This window comes from Aquabacter sp. (genome assembly GCF_965279295.1).
GTDB lineage: Bacteria > Pseudomonadota > Alphaproteobacteria > Rhizobiales > Xanthobacteraceae > Aquabacter.
The window spans coordinates 1-15,297 of record NZ_CBDIHQ010000001.1 but is presented as its reverse complement, the minus strand read 5'-3'; the positions used below and the strand labels follow the sequence as shown (position 1 = coordinate 15,297).

The following is a 15,297-nucleotide window of genomic DNA, read 5'->3' as shown; positions in this document are numbered from 1 at the left end:
TAACTGCGCCCGCCTTAAGGCTAAACCGCGCCGGTGGGCGGCGGCGAATACGTGTTCCACAAGGCCTTGTCGCCCAGGCCCGCAACGAAGGCGACATGAGCGTCGGTATCCTGCGGAGTGAGCCGCGAGGCGAGCGGCTGGGGCCTCTGGCGTGCCGCCGCAACCTCCACAGATACCAGGCGGGGCGCGGCGGAGGTCTCCTCCACCATGCCGACCAGCATAGCCTGACGGCCGCCGAGCAGTTCGCTGTAGACCTCGGCAAGCAGTTCGCTGTCTAGCAGCGCGCCATGCTTGACCCGCCGCGAACTGTCGATGCCGTAGCGCCGCATCAGCACGTCGAGACTGGCCGGCGCGCCGGGATGCTTGCGCCGCGCCAGGGCCAGCGTGTCCACCACACGGTCGCGGGCGATAAGGGGACGCCCGACCTTTTCCAGCTCGGCGTTCAGGAAGCCGATGTCAAAGGCGGCGTTGTGGATCACCAACGTGTCGTTGGCGATGAAGTCCAAGAACCTGTCCGCCTCGGCGGCGAACAGCGGCTTGTCGGAGAGGAATTCCGCCGAAAGCCCATGGACGTTGAACGCCTCCACCGGCATGTCGCGCTGCGGGTTGAGATAGACGTGGAATACGTTGCCCGTGAGGATGCGGTTGACCATCTCTACACAACCGATTTCCACCAGCCGGTCGCCATTGTTGGGGTCGAGGCCTGTGGTTTCAGTGTCGAGAACGATCTCGCGCATGGTGGCTCCTGACTAGTCCCGCCGCCGGCCCGGCCCGCTCAGGGCGCGCACGATGCCGCGCACCTGATGCTGTGCCGCCGCGAAGCCGCGGCCCGTGTCGATGATGAAATGCGCCCGGCGCCGCTTTTGCGAATCGGGCATCTGCTTGGCGAGAATGAGCGCGAATCGCTCTTGCGTCATGCCCGGCCGGGCGAGAACCCGCGCGGCCTGCACAGTTTCCGGTGCGCTCACCACCGCCACCGCATCCACCCGCCGGTCGCCGGAAAATTCCAGCAGCAGCGGGATATCCAGCACCGCGAGGCGCGCGCCCGCCGCCCGCGCCTGGGCAAGAAACGCCTTTTCCCGCGCCCGAACCAAGGGATGGACGATGGCTTCCAGCCGCTTCATCGCCTCGGCATCACCCAATACGCGCTGCGACAGCGTCGGCCGGTCAATGGCGCCATCGCGGGTCACACCGGGAAAGGCCGCTTCCACCGGCGCGACCGCTTCCTTGCGATAAAGGTCATGCACCGCCGCGTCAGCATCGTGCACCGGCACGCCCTCGGCGGCGAACATGGCGGCGGTGGCCGACTTGCCCATGCCGATGGAGCCGGTGAGGCCGAGGATCCACATGGCCTTAAGCTTCCAACTGGCCCTTGGCGCGCAGATCTTCGAGGATCAGCGTGCGCAGTCCATCGTCGACCACCGGCCGAACCCCGAACCACCGTTCGAATCCAGGCACCGCCTGGTGCAGGAACATGCCGAGCCCGTCCACGGTGACCAGCCCGCGCGCCTTGGCCGCCTTCAGGAACGGGGTCTCCAACGGCACATAGACCGCATCCGTCACCACGGCGTCGGTACGGGCAGGGGAGAGGTCGATATCGAGCGGCGGGTGCCCCTTCATGCCGAGCGACGTGACATTCACGATCAAGCCGGCCTCACGCATCGCCCCGGCGGTGTCGCCGAGGCCGATGGGACGTACGCGCGGCCCGAACAGATCGGCCAGCGCCTGCGCCCGTTCCAGCGTGCGGTTGGCGAGCCAGAGGGTCTCGACGCCACGTTCCAGCAGCCCGTAAACGATGGCGCGCGAGGCACCGCCGGCACCCAGCACCAAGGCCGGGCGATCCGCATGCCAGCCGGGCGCGCCGGCATCGAGGTTCGCCATGAAGCCGTAGACGTCGGTGTTGCCACCCATCATGCGGCCGTCCTCAAACCACAGGGTGTTCACCGCCTCAAGGCGCCGCGCGGTGACATCCGCCTCGGCCACCGCCCGGAAGGCGATCTCCTTGTTGGGCGCGGTGACATTGCCGCCGGCAAACTGCGTACCGAAACGCGCGAAGAAATCCGCCGCCACCTCGGGGGGCACGTCCTCACGGCCATAAGTGCCGTCGAGCTTATACTTCTCGATCCAATAGCCGTGCAGCATGGGCGAGCGGGAATAGGCGATGGGATGGCCGACGACGCAAAGGCGGATGGTCACGAAACAAGCCCCTCGCCGCGCAGGAAGCCGAGCAAAGGCAGCAGCGGCAGTCCCAGAATGGTGAAATGGTCGCCCTCGATCTTCTCGAAGAGATGGACGCCGAGCGATTCCAGCTGGTAGCACCCCACCGAGCCGAACGCAGCCGGCCCGGCGGCATCGAGATAATCCTCGATCTCGTCCGCACTCAGCGCCCGCATGGTGAGGCAGGCGCTTTCCACGGTCTCGAACAGCACCTCTTCGTCCTGCACCACGGCGATGGCCGAGTGCAGCACATGGGTGCGGCCGGCAAGCCGGGCGAGTTGCAGCCGCGCGCTGTCCAGGTCCGCCGCCTTGTGGAAGCAGACACCGCCCAGGGCCAGGGTCTGGTCGGCCCCCAACACATAGCGCGCGGCATCGACAGTGGCGGCCCCCGCCAACGCCTTCGCCCTGGCGAGGATCCGGGCGATATCGTCGGGCGCGGCCTCGGCGGCGGGGGCCTGCGCCTCCACCTTGCGCTCATCCACGTCGGCGGAAACGATCTCCAGCGGAATTCCGGCGGCTTCCAGCACCGCCCGGCGGGCGCGGCTTTTGGAGGCCAGAACCAAAGGATGTGCGGCGCGCCACAAGCTCATGTCTCGGCGATGCTCCGGCGACGGCGCTCCGAGAGATGGCCGATGATGGCGGCGGCGGTTTCCTCGATGGATCGGCGCGTCACGTCGATCTGCGGCCAGTTGTTGCGCGCGCACAGGCGGCGGGAATAGGCCAGTTCCTCGGACACGGATTCACGGTCCACATAGGATTCACTGGTGCTCACGGCATTGAGGCCGAGCAGCCGGTTCTGGCGGATTTCGACGATGCGCTCGGGGCTGGCGATCAGCCCCACCACGAGCGGCTTCTTCAGCTTCTCTATATTGGGCGGCAGCGGCACATTGGGCACCAGCGGGATATTCGCCGTCTTCACCCCGCGATTGGCGAGATAGATAGAAGTGGGCGTCTTCGAGGTGCGCGAGACCCCGATCAGCACCACGTCCGCCTGTTCGAGATCGTCGGTCATGTGCCCGTCGTCGTGCATGACGGTGAAGTTCAGCGCATCGATGCGCTTGAAATAGGTGGCATCCAGCGCGTGCTGGCCGCCGATACGCGGCTGCGGCTCGCCGCCGAGATAGGCCTGGAACAATTGCACCACCGGCGCCAGAACCGAGAGGAAGGGCACGCCGAGTTCGCGGCAGCGGCCCTTCAGGCGCTCGCGGATGTCCTTGTCCACCAGGGTGTAGAGGACGATGCCGGGGTTGCTCTCGATGTCGATCAGAACCCGGTCGAGCTGCTTCATGGAGCGCACGAGGGGATAGACATGCTCGATCGGCAGGACGTTGGAATATTGCGCGCAGGCCGCACGGCCTACATTGATCAGCGTCTCCCCGGTCGCATCGGAGACCAGGTGCATGTGAAAATAGGCGGGCGTTGCAACCTTAGTCTCGGTCACGCGTTCGTCCTTTTTGTCCATGCTTGCGTCTTATCCACCGCCCTGTGGACGGCGTGTGCAGAAACGCATGCCGTGAGGGGCCATGCAAGGCACCGGAGGGGATAGCGGGCATATCCATCCACATTTCAACCCGTGGGGACAGGTTTAAGGGCCTGCCTGTGGGTGAATGTGAATCATGCTCCGGGCGATATCGTTAACCTTTGATTAACCTTTGTTTGCCGGCGCACAGACCGACCCGATTCACGTACCGTTAGAGGGTCAGCCTGTGGACCGGTTGTCGTTGGCCGTGCGAATGGTTAATCAACTGCTAAGACTCTAAAGACTCCTCTTTAAAGAATCTTTCTTTCTTATTTTATGGGATGGGGATGACCCGTAGCTCTACCCGCCAATCGTCGTTCCTTGCCGTACTCGACGGCGCCGCTCTCAATCCGCCGCCACTCTGGATGATGCGTCAGGCGGGCCGCTATCTCCCCGAGTATCGCGAGCTTCGGGCACAGGCCGGCGACTTCCTCACGCTCTGCTACACGCCGGAACTTGCCGCCGAAGTGACGCTTCAGCCGATCCGCAGGTTCGGCTTCGATGCGGCCATCATCTTTTCCGATATCTTGGTGGTGCCGCACGCGCTGGGCGTTGGCCTGCGGTTCGAGACCGGGGAAGGCCCGCGCCTCGACCCGGTGACGGACGCCGCCGGGGTCGCCGCGCTGCCCGAAACGCTCGACGCGGCGCGCGTCGGTCCGGTCTATGAGGCGATCTCGCGGACCCGCGCCGCCTTGCGGCCGGATACGGCGCTAATCGGCTTCTGCGGTGCGCCTTGGACTGTGGCGACCTATATGGTCGCCGGGCGCGGCACTGACGACCAGGGTCCGGCGCGGCTGCTGGCGCTGCGCCAGCCCGAGCTGTTCCAGAAGTTGATCGATCTGCTGGTCGAGGTCTCCATCGCCCATCTCGTGGGGCAGATCGAGGCTGGGGCGGACGCGGTGCAGATTTTCGACACCTGGGCGGGCGTCCTCGACCCGGTGTCGTTCGAGCGCTGGTGCCTTGAGCCCTTGGGGCGGATCGCCGCCGGGATCTGGGCGCGTCATCCCGAGGCGCGCATCATCGCTTTTCCCAAGGGTGCATCGGCCGAAGCTTTGGCGCGCATCGCGGCGCTGGGCGTGAATGCCATCGGCCTCGATTGGACCGCAGAGCGCGCCACCCTGCGCAAGCTGGGCGAGAAGACCGCGCTTCAGGGCAATCTCGATCCGTTACGTCTGATCGCCGGCGGGGCGCAGCTCGACGAGGAGATCACCCGCATCCGCAGCGATTTCGACGGCGTGCGCCATATCTTCAATCTGGGTCACGGCATCCGGCCAGAAACCCCGATCGAACACGTTGAGCGCATGGTGGAGCGGGTGCGCGCGGCGCTGTAGCTGCGCCGCCTTCCCTGGGCTGTTCTCGAGCGCCTTTGCCCTGGTTCTCTGGCCGTGGCACAAGCGCGATTAGAATTATCCCAAGGACGGCCCCATGCTTTATCTCTGGATCAAGGCGCTGCACGTCATCGCCGTCATCTCCTGGATGGCGACGCTGCTCTATCTGCCGCGCCTGTTCGTCTATCATTGCGGCGCGCCGGTGGGCTCGCAGCAGTCCGAGACGTTCAAGATCATGGAAAAGCGCCTGCTGCGGTTGATCGCCAATCCGGCGATGATCGTGACCTGGGCGGCAGGGCTCTACCTGCTCTATGCCGGCGGCTGGATGGTGGCGGGCTGGATGCACGCCAAGCTGCTCCTGGTGATCTGCCTCTCGGGCTTCCACGGTTTCCAGGCGCGCTGGATGAAGCAATTCGCCGCCGATCAGCGCCCGCACACCGAACGTTTCTTCCGCATGGTCAATGAGGTGCCCGCCATCCTCATGGTCGGCATCGTCATATTGGTTGTGGTCAAGCCGTTTTAAGCCCAGCCTGAGCCGGACGTATCGATGAGGGTCCGCGCATGAGCCAGAAGCGGCAGATTTACGAGCCCGGCCATCAGCGCAAATTTCTGGTGATCCTCGATGAGACGCCGGAATGCGACCGCGCGCTCTATTACGCCAGCCGGCGCGCCGCGCGCACCGGATCGGGCGTGGTGATGCTCGGCATCCTGGAATTGGAGGATGTGCACCAGCAATGGCTCGGCGTTGCCGACCTGATGCGGGCCGAGGCGATCGAAGCCATGCAGGAGCGCATCGAGCATTTCTCCGCCCGCGCCCGGCAGATCGCCGGCGTCGTGGCGGAAGGCGTGATCCGCGAGGGCACCAAGGCTGAGGCGCTGCACGCGCTGATCGTGGAAGACCGCGACATCGCCGTTCTGGTTCTGGCGGCAGGTGTCGGCAGCGAAGGCCCCGGTCCGCTGGTCGGGCTTCTCGCAGGCCCTGCCTCGGGTCGTTTCCCGATCCCCGTCACCGTCGTGCCCGGTGCGCTCTCGGACGAGGAACTCGACGCGCTGGCGTGACCGCGCGGCACTGAAGCTCTAGCCCCAGTCGCCAGTTTTCTGCCAACATAAGACGGGGATGGCAGAAGGGGGACGCGGTGAAGCTGTTCGAGGCGCGCCGGCCGGCGACGTTGGACGAAGTGTCCTGGCTGCGAAAGGCGCTGCGCCGGAAATTGTCCGAACTGCGCCTCGCCAGCGATGTGGCCGACGAGATCGTGCTCGCGGTCGCGGAACTTGCCTTCAATCTGGTGCGCCACGCCAATCCCCCGCCGCGCGAACTGGCGCTGGAGGCGGTTCTGGACGGCATCGTCCTCACCGTGACCATTGAGGACGATGGCGGCCCGTTTAGGGAGTTCGAGGCACGCTGGGCGCGCGCCTCCCTGGCCGGCGCGGAGGATGGCACCTCGGGGCGCGGGCTCGCCCTAGTGCGCAGCGCCTTCGACCGGGTGACTTATGTCCAGGGGCCGCCCAACCGCATGACGGCCCGCCGCCGTTTCTCGCGCCGCCGCCCGCTGATTTTGGTGGTGGAGGACGAGGAGGTCTTGCTGGAGACCTATCTCGGCATTCTCGAACCCCATTACCGCGTGCTGGCGGCGAGCAATCTCAAAGACGCGCTGGAGCAGGCCGGCACCACCACGGTGGATCTCATCGTCACCGATTTCCATTTGGGATCAGACCCCGGTACCGCTTTGGTGCAGGCGCTGGAGGACGACAGCGACCGCTCGCCCATCCCCATCGTCATGATCACCGGCGACCCCACGGTGCGGGTGCGGGCGCTGGAACTCGGGGTCGACACGTTCCTGACCAAGCCGGTGCGGCCGGCGGCGCTGCTGGAGACGGTAAACCTCGCTCTGCTGCGGGCCACCCGCCAGCGCGCGCGGCTGCTGCGCTATTTCGGTTCGGCTTTGGAAAGCCTGGTGCGGCCCTCGCTGCCGGACCACCTGGGGCCGTTCAATCTGGCCTTGCGCAATGGCACAGCCGATATCGGCGGTGGAGATCTCGTGATCCACTTGCCCCGTTCGGGGGCCGATCGGATCGTGCTGGCTGATGTGATGGGCCACGGCATCAACGCCAAGGCCGGCGCGGTGGCGCAGGCGGCCATGATCCGCGCGCTGGATGTGGGCGAACAGCTCGGTCCCTCGCAATATCTCACCCGCTGGTCGAACCTGATCTATTCCGAGCCGGGCTTTGACGCGGCGCTGGCGACCGCTCTGGTGGTGGATCTCTGGCAGGACGGCGCGATCGAGATCGCCTCCGCCGGGCATCCCCATCCCCTGATCGTCACCCGTGGGGGAACCCGCAACGTGCAGGTGGACGGGCCGCTGCTCGGCTTCACCAAGGATGCCCGTTACGAGAGCGTGCAGCTTCGCCTCGCCTGGGGCGAGCGGCTGGTTCTCACCACCGACGGTATCGATCCGGCGGAACTGGCGAGCGGCGGGCCGTGCCCGGACTGGCTGGTCGATGAAATGCACGCCCGCGCCCGCCAGCCCTTGTCCAAGGTGGTGGCGGGGACCGGCGAGCGCGCTGCCGCGCGCCTCGGGCCCAACCCTGAGGACGACTGGACCCTGCTGCTGATCGAGGGCGCCTCTTCGGCGAAAAAAGCCGGTGCGCTTCCCGCCATGTCGATGCCGGCGCCGCCCGAGCCGGCCTTGCCGCCGGTGCGGCCTGCTCCTGTCCCCGTAACGGTTCCGGTGGAAATCGCGCCGCCGCTGGCCGAGGATACGACGCTCGATCTTTCCGGCGTCGGGGCCTTGCGCAAGGCGGTGGGGGAGGACGGCTTCCGCAGGCTGGCGGTGCGGTTCATCGAGAATTCCGAACGCCGCTTCGTGGAGTGGGAGGAATTGGTGACACGCGCGGATGCCGAGGCCCTGATCGCCACCGCTCACGCCTTCGCCGGGGTGCTCGGCCAGTTCGGGCTCGCCGGCGCGGCGGCCCTTGCGCGGCAGGTGGAGCACGAGCCGGACCCGGCGGTGCGCCTGTCACTTGCCGCCCAGGTGGTGCCGCTCGGAAAGCCGGAGCTGGAGGCGTTCAAGGCGTGGCTGGATAAGTCTCCCCCGGCCGGCGAAGCTTGACTTGAGTTTGACGTTTCGCCGTTATAAACGCTTATCTTGGAATGGCTTGCTGCTGGTCCTCGGGACCAATCAAGGATTGAAACCGTGAATTCTACACATCTCCCCCAGGCCGATCTCGCGCCTTCCGCTTCAGAAGATTGCGTCCGTCGCGTGTGGTCCGAACCGGTCTGCCGCGAACTTGACGTCGCCGCCGTGACGCTCTCGACCCCGACCACCGGGCCGGACGGGCCGAACTTTTCCTGAGGCTTCAGCCGCGCCTTTGATCCTTGGGCTAGATGTGCTGGAGCGACGGCTCGCGCATCTTGTCCCGTCAGAGCGCGTCTTGCAGCCGGATCTTCAAGGCCACCCTATCCGCCTTCGTGCAGCGCGCGCAGGCCTTCGCGATAGGTCGGGTAGCGCAGGGTGACACCGAGCGCGTCCTTCATCACCCGATTGCGCACCCGCTTGTTGCCCGCCCAGAAGGTGAGCGCCATGGGGCTCATCTCGCGCGCCGCGATGTCGAACGGCACGGCCGGCGGCGGCTCCAGCCCCAGCAGGCCGGCGGCGTAGACCACGGGATCGCCCGGCGGGGCCGGCAGATCGTCGGTGACGTTGACGACGCCATCGAAGCCCCGCGCCACCACGGCGTCTATGCTGGCGGATATGTCATCCACATGGATGCGGTTGAACACCTGGCCGGGCTTGTCGATGCGGCGCGCCTGCCCGGCCCGCACCTGAACCAGCGCGTTGCGTCCCGGACCATAGATGCCGGCGAGCCGCAGGATGGCGACGGGCACGCCCTTCGTGCGGCCGAACGCCTGCCAATCGGCTTCCGCCGCCAGCCGGCGCTCCAAACGCTGCGAGCCAGGGCGCGGCGGGGTGGCCTCGTCGACCCACGCGCCGTCATGGTCGCCATAGACCCCGAGCGTGGTGAGATAGACCACCTGCGACAGGCGCGGGCTGGCCAGCAGCATCTCCCGCGCCGCCGCGAGCAGCGGATCGCCCATGGCGCCGGGCGGGGCGGAGAGCAGCAGCACGTCCGCCTGGGCGATAGCGGCGTCAAGGGCGAGCGAAACCCCGGTGCCCTCGAACGGGATGCCGGTGACGGCACAATGCGGCTGGGAGAGCTGCGCGAGCCCTTCAGCGCCCTCGCTGGTGCGGCTGGTGCCGCAGGCGCGGGTGAACAGTCCCGGCCGGGTGGCCAGCACATGGCGGCCGCAATAGCCCAAACCAACGGCGAGAAGTGTGGTCATGCGGCGATGTCCGCCAGGGCGTTGCGCCATTCCTCGGCAACCTCAAGGTCCGCTTCGCTGCATCCATATTGCGCAGCAAGTCCGGCGAAGGCTGGGGGCGTTAGCAGGCGGGAAAGCGCCCAGACCGCCGCGCCGCGCACCAGAGGCTCGGGGTCGGAAAGCAGCCCTTCAACCTGTGGCGCGAAGCCGGCATCGCCGGAATTGCCCATGGCCACCAGCACATTGCGCATCATGCGGGTGCGTCCGGTGCGTTTGATCGGGCTTTTGGCGAAGCGGGCGCGGAACGCCGCATCGTCGAGGCCCGCCAGTTCGGCCAGTTCCGGCGCCTTGTTCTCCGCGCGGGCGGCCAGCTTCATCTCGCGCCCGGCGATGGCGAACTTGTTCCAGGGGCAGGCGGCGAGGCAATCGTCGCAGCCGTAGATGCGATTGCCCATCAACGGGCGCAGATCGCGCGGGATCGGCCCCCGGTGCTCAATGGTGAGATAGGAGACGCAGCGCCGCGCATCGATCTGGTAGGGCGCGGGAAACGCCGCCGTCGGGCAGGCGTCGAGGCACGCCCGGCACGCGCCGCAATGGTCCGAGGATGGGGCGTCGTGGGGCAGGTCCAGCGTGGTGGCGATCGCGCCGAGGAACAGCCAGGAGCCGCGCGCCCGCGACACCAGATTGGTGTGCTTGCCCTGCCAGCCGAGCCCGGCCGCCATGGCGAGCGGCTTCTCCATCAGCGGGGCGGTGTCGACGAACACTTTCACATCGCCCTCGCCGGCCGCATGGAGCAGGGCACGGGCAAGGCGCTTGAGCTTCCCCTTGATCAGCTCGTGATAATCCTCACCCCGCGCATAGACCGATATGACGCCGTTGGTGCGCTCGGCGAGGGCGGTGCGGGGGTCTTCGTCAGGCCCATAATTGAGGCCGAGCATGACGACTGCGCGGATCTGCGGCCACAGCGCGCGCGGATGGGCGCGGCGCTCCAGCGTCTCGGCCATCCAGCCCATGTCGCCGTGGCGTTCATCCTCCACCCATTGGGCAAGCCGCTCTCCCGCCTGCGGGATGGCCTCTGGATCGGCAACCCCGAACGCCTCGAACCCCTCGGCGAGGGCGAGGTCGCGCAGCTTGTCCTTGAGGGTGGGGAGGTCGATCGGGCGATCCTCCCCCCTTAGGGGGGAGGGCAGGGTGGGGGGTATCTCCCCACTTGGTTCGGAAGTGGTCGTCCTGGCGGCGGCGCCATACCCCCCACCCCGACCCTCCCCCTCAAGGGGGGAGGAGGGCACGGAAGTGGGGGAGATAGTAGCGGCGGTGGGCGGCGTTTGGGCCGCGCTATCCGCGTTGGAGCATTGCGGCGCGTACCCGCCCATCCCCTCGGAGGAACCCTCCCCCCTTGAGGGGGAGGGCAGGGTGGGGGGTATCTCTCGGCTTGGGCCGGAGGTGGTGGTCCTGGCGGTGCCATACCCCCCACCCCGACCCTCCCCCTCAAGGGGGGAGGGGGGTACCGGAAGGGGGAGGGAAGGCACCGAAAGGGAAGGTATGGAAAGGGGAGAGGGGGACATGCAGGGAGTCACGAGACCAGCGGCTGGCGCTTCGCTCAGAAGTCCAGGTCCGTATAGGTCTTGGAGGCTGGCATCCCCGGGATGCTGTCGGACAGCAGGCCGCGAAAGGTCGGGCGCGACTTCAGCCGCGCGTACCATTCCTTCGCATCCTCGTCCTCGTCCCACGGCACGTCGCCCAAATAATCGGCCACGGAGAGATGGGCGGCGGCGGCGAGGTCCGCATGGCTCATGCGGTTGCCGGCCAGCCAGTTCCGTCCCTTGGCGAGCCATCCGATATATTTCAGATGATAGCGGATATTGGCGCGCGCCGCGCGCAGCATGGTGGCATCGGGCGGTCCGCCGCCCTGGTCCGCCTTCATGTAGCGTTTGTAGATCCGCTCGCGCACCAGATGATCGGTGACGTCGAGGAACATCTTCTCGTTGAACCAGGCAACCAGGCGGCGCACTTCCACGCGGTCCAGCGGCCCCTCCGGCAGCAGGCGGCGATCCCCGAGGGCAAGGCCGCGCGTCTCGTCGAGATATTCCGCGATGATCGAGGCGCCGGGCACCGAGGGGGCCTGCTGCTCGACCATGACCGGGGTTTCGCCCGCCGGGTTCAGCGCAAGGAAGTCTGCGCGGCGGTCCCACACGCGCTCCTCCACCAGCTCGGGCTCGATGCCGTACTCGGCAAGCACGAGGCGCACGAAACGCGAATGGGGACAGAAGGGATGATGGTGCAGATGCATATTGGGGATTTGGCCGCTCCGGCTGCTCCCGGTCTAGATGTCTTCTTGCGGTGCCGCAAGACGCAAAGCCGCATGGGTCTGTGGCAATGCGGCCACATGGTGAACCAAAGCCAACACCTCACCTTGGGACAATTCAACCCGGTTCAAAGCGCTCGATTGCACCTTGTCAGAGGAGGCCGCAGAGTGCGCGCGCCGCGCCGCCGCCGTGGCTGATTCCTTCATTTGGACGGACCCATGACCCTCGGCAACATGCTCGACGCCTTGTTCCTCGGCATCCTCGAGGGGCTTACCGAGTTCATACCGGTCTCCTCCACGGCGCATCTTCTGCTGGTCGGCCATTTCCTCGGCTTCGAGAGCACCGGCAAGACCTTTGAGGTGCTGGTTCAGCTCGGCGCCGTGCTGGCGCTGCTGACGGTCTATTTCCAGCGGTTCCTCAAGGTGGCGCTGCTGCTGCCCTCCAATGCCGGCGCCCGGCGCTTCGTTATCGGCATCCTCGTCGCCTTCCTTCCGGCTGCGATCATCGGCGCGGCGGCGCACGGCTTCATCAAGGCGGTGCTGTTCGAATCGCCCATGCTGATCTGCTTCACCCTGATCTTCGGCGGCATCGTCCTGCTGTTCATCGACCATGTGGCGCCGGAGCCGCGCTACAACAACGCCATGGGCCTGCCGCTGCCTTTGGCCTTCAAGATCGGCCTCTGCCAGTGCATCGCCATGATCCCCGGCATGTCGCGCTCGGGCTCCACCATCGTCGGCGCCATGCTGATGGGCGTGGACAAGCGGGCTGCTGCGGAATTCTCATTCTTCCTGGCGCTTCCCACCATGACCGGGGCGTTCGCCTACGATCTCTTCAAGAACCGCAACGCGCTCTCATTGGATGACGGGCTGCTGATCGCCATCGGCTTCGTGGCGGCGTTCTGCTCGGCGGTGCTGGTGATCCGCTCGCTGCTGGATTTCGTCTCCCGCCACGGCTACGCGCCGTTCGGCTGGTGGCGCATCGGCGTCGGCATCGCCGGCCTGGTGGGGCTGCTGATCTGGAAGTGATGTCTTTCCCCGGACAAGCGAAAGCGAAGCTTGAGCGCAGATCCGGGGGCCAGCGCAGAAGTCGGCGGAGCCGTCAATTCGCAGCCAGCGTAAAAAACATCTTCGCCGCGCGGCGTCGGAGATAGGGTGAAGCGCCTTCGGCGGTCTCTTGCGCTGGATCCCGGATCTGCGCTCCGGCTGCGCCGTCGCTTGTCCGGGACAAGCAACCAACGCCCTTTAGAAATCGCTGGCGATGCCGCCGACTTCCCAATCGCCGTAACGCACCGGCTCCTTGCCGCCGCGTCCGTTCAGCTCCTTCGGCATGGCCTGCGCGAGGGCATCGATGGCGGCGCGCCGCTCGGCGGCTTCCGCAAGGGCGCGCTTGGCGGCTTCGCTCAGGGGGCGTTCCTCCGGTACCAGCGTTGCCGGCGCGAAGGCTGTCTTTTCAACACTCATCGACGGTCCTCTCCAGGGGGCTTCGTATTGCCCCAGGCCCTTAGGCATGCTAGCGACCCGCGACCTCGCTAGGGGGCGACAACCCGAACGATCCGCAGGAGACGAGTATGGCGACGCAGAATGGCAGCCCGACAGACAATAAGGCGCCCGCGCTCAACGTGCTCGCGCAATATATCAAAGATCTGTCCTTCGAAAATCCCAATGCACCGCGCTCGCTTCAGAATAGCGGCACCCAGCCCGACGTGAACATCCAGATCAACGTCAACGCCCGTCCGCTCGCGAACGAGGAGTTCGAGGTCGAACTGAAGATCGAGGGCGGCGCCACGGTGGCGGGCTCGACCCTGTTCGCGTTCGACCTGGTTTATGGCGGCATCTTCAAGGTCCGCAACATTCCCGAGCAGAGCATGCAGCCGGTGGTGCTCATCGAGTGCCCGCGCCTGCTGTTCCCGTTCGCCCGCCAGGTGGTGGCCGAAGCGGTGCGCGGCGGCGGCTTCCCGCCGCTGATGATCGATCCGGTGGACTTCGCCGCCCTCTACCAGCAGCGCATGGCCGCTGAGGCCCAGCGCCTCGGCACCGCCGGACAGGCGTGACCCGCGCCGGCGCCGTCCTCCTTGGGGCGGCGCTCGGCCTTGCATTGGCCGGCCTCCCGCAGGGGAGCCGTGCCCAGGGGCCTGCCGCCCCTCCTCCCGTGCTTCTCGACTGCACCGGCCCGTTCGCCAAGGGCGCGGGAGAGGCCGAGCTTAAGGCCGCGTTCGGCGCCGCCAATGTGCGGCGCGGGGGATATCTACGTCGGCGAGGGCACGTCCGAGCCCGGCACGCTGGTGTTTCCGAACGATCCCAAGCGGCGCATCGAAATCATCTGGCACGACACGAAGACCCACCGCCGGCCGTCGGTGATCAGGATCGGCGAGGGCTCGACCTGGCGCGTTCCCGGGCCAGGTGGAAAGCCGATCGGCATCGGCATGCCGATGGCTGAAATCGAGACGCTAAACGGCAGGCCGTTTCGTCTGTCCGGTTTCGACTGGGACTATGGCGGCACCGCCGTCGATTGGCGGGGCGGCGCACTGGCCCGGCTCCCGGCCGGCTGCCTCTTCGGCGCCCGGTTCGAGCGCGACCCCGACGCCAGTGAGAAGGCCGGAAATGACGCTGCAGGCGACCGGTCCTTTTCCTCGTCTTCCTCTGCCATGCGCGCGGTCAAGCCGACGCTTTCGGAGGTCATCCTCTCCTGGGTTCCATGACGCCCTGAGGATCGTGGTGCACCCGCGTCTTCGCAATGCACGCAGTTTGCCGCCTGAAGCGATTCAGGCGTTGCGCCCGTGCGCGCGCGGCGTCAGGATTGGAAAAATTCCGCATCGCACAACCTGGGGGTTTGTCGTCATGTCCAGCAGCGCCGCGCTTCGCGCCGTCGAGGAAGAGAGTATCGACGCGGTGGCGCTGGGGCGCACCGCAAGCGCCTTGCTGGAGAAGCTGCTGGCGGAAGCGACCTCCGCCGTTCGCGCGCGCGTCGTCGAAGGGGGGCGCCTCTCGTCCAAGCTGCTGGATGCCGAACAGCGCGCCACCCACGGCCTCGCCTGGCTTGCGACCTACGTGTTCGGCGTGCGCGAACTGGTGCATTACGCCGACCGCCTCGGCGAGATGGGCCGCTTCGGCGAGACCGAGAAGCTGCTGGTGCAGATCGGCATCGGCGAATATCTGGCGCAGATCCTCGGCGGCATTCCCATGAGCCAGGGCGAACTGGTGCGCCTGGAGGATATGTACGTCGCCCCCGAGACCAGCGCCGAGCTGCGGGCCGACCCCGCCGTCGCGGCCCTGCTGAAGGGCGGCAACACCAGCGCCGCGCGGGCCGCGCTCGCCGCCATCATCCGCCAGGGGCACAGCACCACGGTGGGCGATGCCGGGCTGGATGAGACCATGGAGGCCATGCGCTCCGAAATGCGCCGCTTCCGTCGAGGCGGAAGTGGCACCCATGCCCACGAATGGCATCTGAAGAACGCCTATATCCCCATGGAGATCATCCAGGGGCTGGCGGATATGGGCGTGTTCGGCCTGACCATTCCCTGAGGAATACGGCGGCCTCGGCCTGCCCAAGGAGGCCATGTGCCTCGTCACCGAGGAATTGTCGCGCGGCTATATCGGCGTCGGCTCG

The 15,297-nt window shown here is 66.8% G+C and carries 19 protein-coding genes; 10 read left to right on the top strand and 9 right to left on the bottom strand.

All coding sequences use genetic code 11. The features are described 5' to 3' along the window. Positions 1-20: 20 nt before the first annotated feature. The 5 genes from dnaQ to ADADO0_RS00075 are packed head-to-tail and all read right to left on the bottom strand — an operon-like array spanning position 21 to position 3,679. Positions 21-737 (bottom strand): DNA polymerase III subunit epsilon, encoded by a 717-nt coding sequence (gene dnaQ / locus ADADO0_RS00095; protein WP_511303003.1) that lies wholly within the window; start codon positions 735-737, stop codon positions 21-23. A 12-nt stretch (positions 738-749) separates the two neighbouring features. Further along, the gene (gene coaE / locus ADADO0_RS00090) at positions 750-1,349 is read right to left on the bottom strand and encodes a dephospho-CoA kinase (protein ID WP_511303002.1); all 600 of its coding nucleotides are present in this window, start codon (positions 1,347-1,349) and stop codon (positions 750-752) included. A 4-nt stretch (positions 1,350-1,353) separates the two neighbouring features. Further along, complete coding sequence (locus ADADO0_RS00085) at positions 1,354-2,196, bottom strand: shikimate dehydrogenase (protein WP_511303001.1); 843 nt, start codon at positions 2,194-2,196, stop codon at positions 1,354-1,356. Further along, the gene (locus tag ADADO0_RS00080; RefSeq protein ID WP_511303000.1) at positions 2,193-2,807 is read right to left on the bottom strand and encodes a Maf family protein; all 615 of its coding nucleotides are present in this window, start codon (positions 2,805-2,807) and stop codon (positions 2,193-2,195) included. The genes ADADO0_RS00085 and ADADO0_RS00080 overlap by 4 nt, the downstream gene beginning before the upstream one ends. Next, on the bottom strand, positions 2,804-3,679 hold the full coding sequence (locus tag ADADO0_RS00075; protein ID WP_511302999.1) for a pyruvate, water dikinase regulatory protein: 876 nt from the start codon (positions 3,677-3,679) through the stop codon (positions 2,804-2,806). Before ADADO0_RS00075 ends, ADADO0_RS00080 begins: the two co-directional genes overlap by 4 nt. Positions 3,680-4,023: 344 nt before the next feature. Here ADADO0_RS00075 and hemE point away from each other — a divergent pair, with 344 nt between their 5' ends. From hemE to ADADO0_RS00050, 5 genes are all read left to right on the top strand, one after another. Continuing rightward, on the top strand, positions 4,024-5,067 hold the full coding sequence (gene hemE / locus ADADO0_RS00070; protein ID WP_511302998.1) for a uroporphyrinogen decarboxylase: 1,044 nt from the start codon (positions 4,024-4,026) through the stop codon (positions 5,065-5,067). Between the two features lie 94 nt (positions 5,068-5,161). After that, on the top strand, positions 5,162-5,587 hold the full coding sequence (gene hemJ / locus ADADO0_RS00065) for a protoporphyrinogen oxidase HemJ (protein WP_511302997.1): 426 nt from the start codon (positions 5,162-5,164) through the stop codon (positions 5,585-5,587). A gap of 38 nt (positions 5,588-5,625) precedes the next feature. After that, on the top strand, positions 5,626-6,123 hold the full coding sequence (locus tag ADADO0_RS00060) for a universal stress protein (protein ID WP_511302996.1): 498 nt from the start codon (positions 5,626-5,628) through the stop codon (positions 6,121-6,123). Between the two features lie 77 nt (positions 6,124-6,200). Then, complete coding sequence (locus ADADO0_RS00055) at positions 6,201-8,174, top strand: SpoIIE family protein phosphatase (RefSeq protein ID WP_511302995.1); 1,974 nt, start codon at positions 6,201-6,203, stop codon at positions 8,172-8,174. An 84-nt stretch (positions 8,175-8,258) separates the two neighbouring features. Then, complete coding sequence (locus tag ADADO0_RS00050) at positions 8,259-8,417, top strand: hypothetical protein (RefSeq protein WP_511302994.1); 159 nt, start codon at positions 8,259-8,261, stop codon at positions 8,415-8,417. Positions 8,418-8,521: 104 nt separating this feature from the next. On the opposite strand, the gene ADADO0_RS00045 is transcribed toward ADADO0_RS00050, so the two are convergent. The 3 genes from ADADO0_RS00045 to ADADO0_RS00035 all read right to left on the bottom strand — a co-directional run bounded on the left by ADADO0_RS00045 (position 8,522) and on the right by ADADO0_RS00035 (position 11,675). Continuing rightward, a complete protein-coding gene (locus ADADO0_RS00045; protein WP_511302993.1) occupies positions 8,522-9,406 on the bottom strand; it encodes an NAD-dependent epimerase/dehydratase family protein in 885 nt (294 codons plus the stop codon). Continuing rightward, complete coding sequence (gene queG / locus ADADO0_RS00040; protein ID WP_511302992.1) at positions 9,403-10,758, bottom strand: tRNA epoxyqueuosine(34) reductase QueG; 1,356 nt, start codon at positions 10,756-10,758, stop codon at positions 9,403-9,405. Before queG ends, ADADO0_RS00045 begins: the two co-directional genes overlap by 4 nt. 227 nt (positions 10,759-10,985) lie before the next feature. Beyond that, complete coding sequence (locus ADADO0_RS00035; protein WP_511302991.1) at positions 10,986-11,675, bottom strand: glutathione S-transferase family protein; 690 nt, start codon at positions 11,673-11,675, stop codon at positions 10,986-10,988. Positions 11,676-11,909: 234 nt separating this feature from the next. Between ADADO0_RS00035 and ADADO0_RS00030 the strand changes: the two genes are divergently transcribed. Continuing rightward, positions 11,910-12,716, top strand: coding sequence for an undecaprenyl-diphosphate phosphatase (locus ADADO0_RS00030; protein WP_511302990.1), 807 nt, complete (start codon positions 11,910-11,912; stop codon positions 12,714-12,716). 216 nt (positions 12,717-12,932) lie between these two features. Here the strand turns inward: ADADO0_RS00030 and ADADO0_RS00025 are convergent, their stop codons facing one another. Next, entirely contained in the window at positions 12,933-13,151 is a 219-nt protein-coding gene (locus ADADO0_RS00025; RefSeq protein WP_511302989.1) for a DUF1674 domain-containing protein, read from the bottom strand. A 107-nt stretch (positions 13,152-13,258) separates the two neighbouring features. Between ADADO0_RS00025 and secB the strand changes: the two genes are divergently transcribed. The 4 genes from secB to ADADO0_RS00005 all read left to right on the top strand — a co-directional run. After that, the gene (gene secB / locus ADADO0_RS00020; protein WP_511302988.1) at positions 13,259-13,741 is read left to right on the top strand and encodes a protein-export chaperone SecB; all 483 of its coding nucleotides are present in this window, start codon (positions 13,259-13,261) and stop codon (positions 13,739-13,741) included. Positions 13,742-13,915: 174 nt separating this feature from the next. Continuing rightward, positions 13,916-14,389 carry a hypothetical protein gene (locus ADADO0_RS00015; protein ID WP_511302987.1) on the top strand — a complete coding sequence of 158 codons (474 nt, stop codon included), beginning with the start codon at positions 13,916-13,918 and terminating at the stop codon, positions 14,387-14,389. 139 nt (positions 14,390-14,528) lie between these two features. After that, positions 14,529-15,212 (top strand): acyl-CoA dehydrogenase family protein, encoded by a 684-nt coding sequence (locus ADADO0_RS00010; RefSeq protein WP_511302986.1) that lies wholly within the window; start codon positions 14,529-14,531, stop codon positions 15,210-15,212. A gap of 34 nt (positions 15,213-15,246) precedes the next feature. Continuing rightward, a partial coding sequence (locus tag ADADO0_RS00005; RefSeq protein ID WP_511303054.1) for a hypothetical protein occupies positions 15,247-15,297 on the top strand: 51 nt, incomplete at its 3' end.

What these genes read in the sequence shown, in the direction of transcription:
- ADADO0_RS00030 (WP_511302990.1), top strand. Translation starts at nt 11,910, where the DNA reads ATGACCCTCGGCAACATGCTCGACGCCTTGTTCCTCGGCATCCTCGAG.
- ADADO0_RS00010 (WP_511302986.1), top strand. Translation starts at nt 14,529, where the DNA reads ATGTCCAGCAGCGCCGCGCTTCGCGCCGTCGAGGAAGAGAGTATCGAC.
- queG (WP_511302992.1), bottom strand. Translation starts at nt 10,758, where the DNA reads ATGGGCGGGTACGCGCCGCAATGCTCCAACGCGGATAGCGCGGCCCAA.
- hemE (WP_511302998.1), top strand. Translation starts at nt 4,024, where the DNA reads ATGACCCGTAGCTCTACCCGCCAATCGTCGTTCCTTGCCGTACTCGAC.
- ADADO0_RS00025 (WP_511302989.1), bottom strand. Translation starts at nt 13,151, where the DNA reads ATGAGTGTTGAAAAGACAGCCTTCGCGCCGGCAACGCTGGTACCGGAG.
- ADADO0_RS00075 (WP_511302999.1), bottom strand. Translation starts at nt 3,679, where the DNA reads ATGGACAAAAAGGACGAACGCGTGACCGAGACTAAGGTTGCAACGCCC.
- secB (WP_511302988.1), top strand. Translation starts at nt 13,259, where the DNA reads ATGGCGACGCAGAATGGCAGCCCGACAGACAATAAGGCGCCCGCGCTC.
- coaE (WP_511303002.1), bottom strand. Translation starts at nt 1,349, where the DNA reads ATGTGGATCCTCGGCCTCACCGGCTCCATCGGCATGGGCAAGTCGGCC.
- ADADO0_RS00045 (WP_511302993.1), bottom strand. Translation starts at nt 9,406, where the DNA reads ATGACCACACTTCTCGCCGTTGGTTTGGGCTATTGCGGCCGCCATGTG.
- ADADO0_RS00080 (WP_511303000.1), bottom strand. Translation starts at nt 2,807, where the DNA reads ATGAGCTTGTGGCGCGCCGCACATCCTTTGGTTCTGGCCTCCAAAAGC.
- ADADO0_RS00015 (WP_511302987.1), top strand. Translation starts at nt 13,916, where the DNA reads ATGTGCGGCGCGGGGGATATCTACGTCGGCGAGGGCACGTCCGAGCCC.
- dnaQ (WP_511303003.1), bottom strand. Translation starts at nt 737, where the DNA reads ATGCGCGAGATCGTTCTCGACACTGAAACCACAGGCCTCGACCCCAAC.
- ADADO0_RS00060 (WP_511302996.1), top strand. Translation starts at nt 5,626, where the DNA reads ATGAGCCAGAAGCGGCAGATTTACGAGCCCGGCCATCAGCGCAAATTT.
- hemJ (WP_511302997.1), top strand. Translation starts at nt 5,162, where the DNA reads ATGCTTTATCTCTGGATCAAGGCGCTGCACGTCATCGCCGTCATCTCC.
- ADADO0_RS00035 (WP_511302991.1), bottom strand. Translation starts at nt 11,675, where the DNA reads ATGCATCTGCACCATCATCCCTTCTGTCCCCATTCGCGTTTCGTGCGC.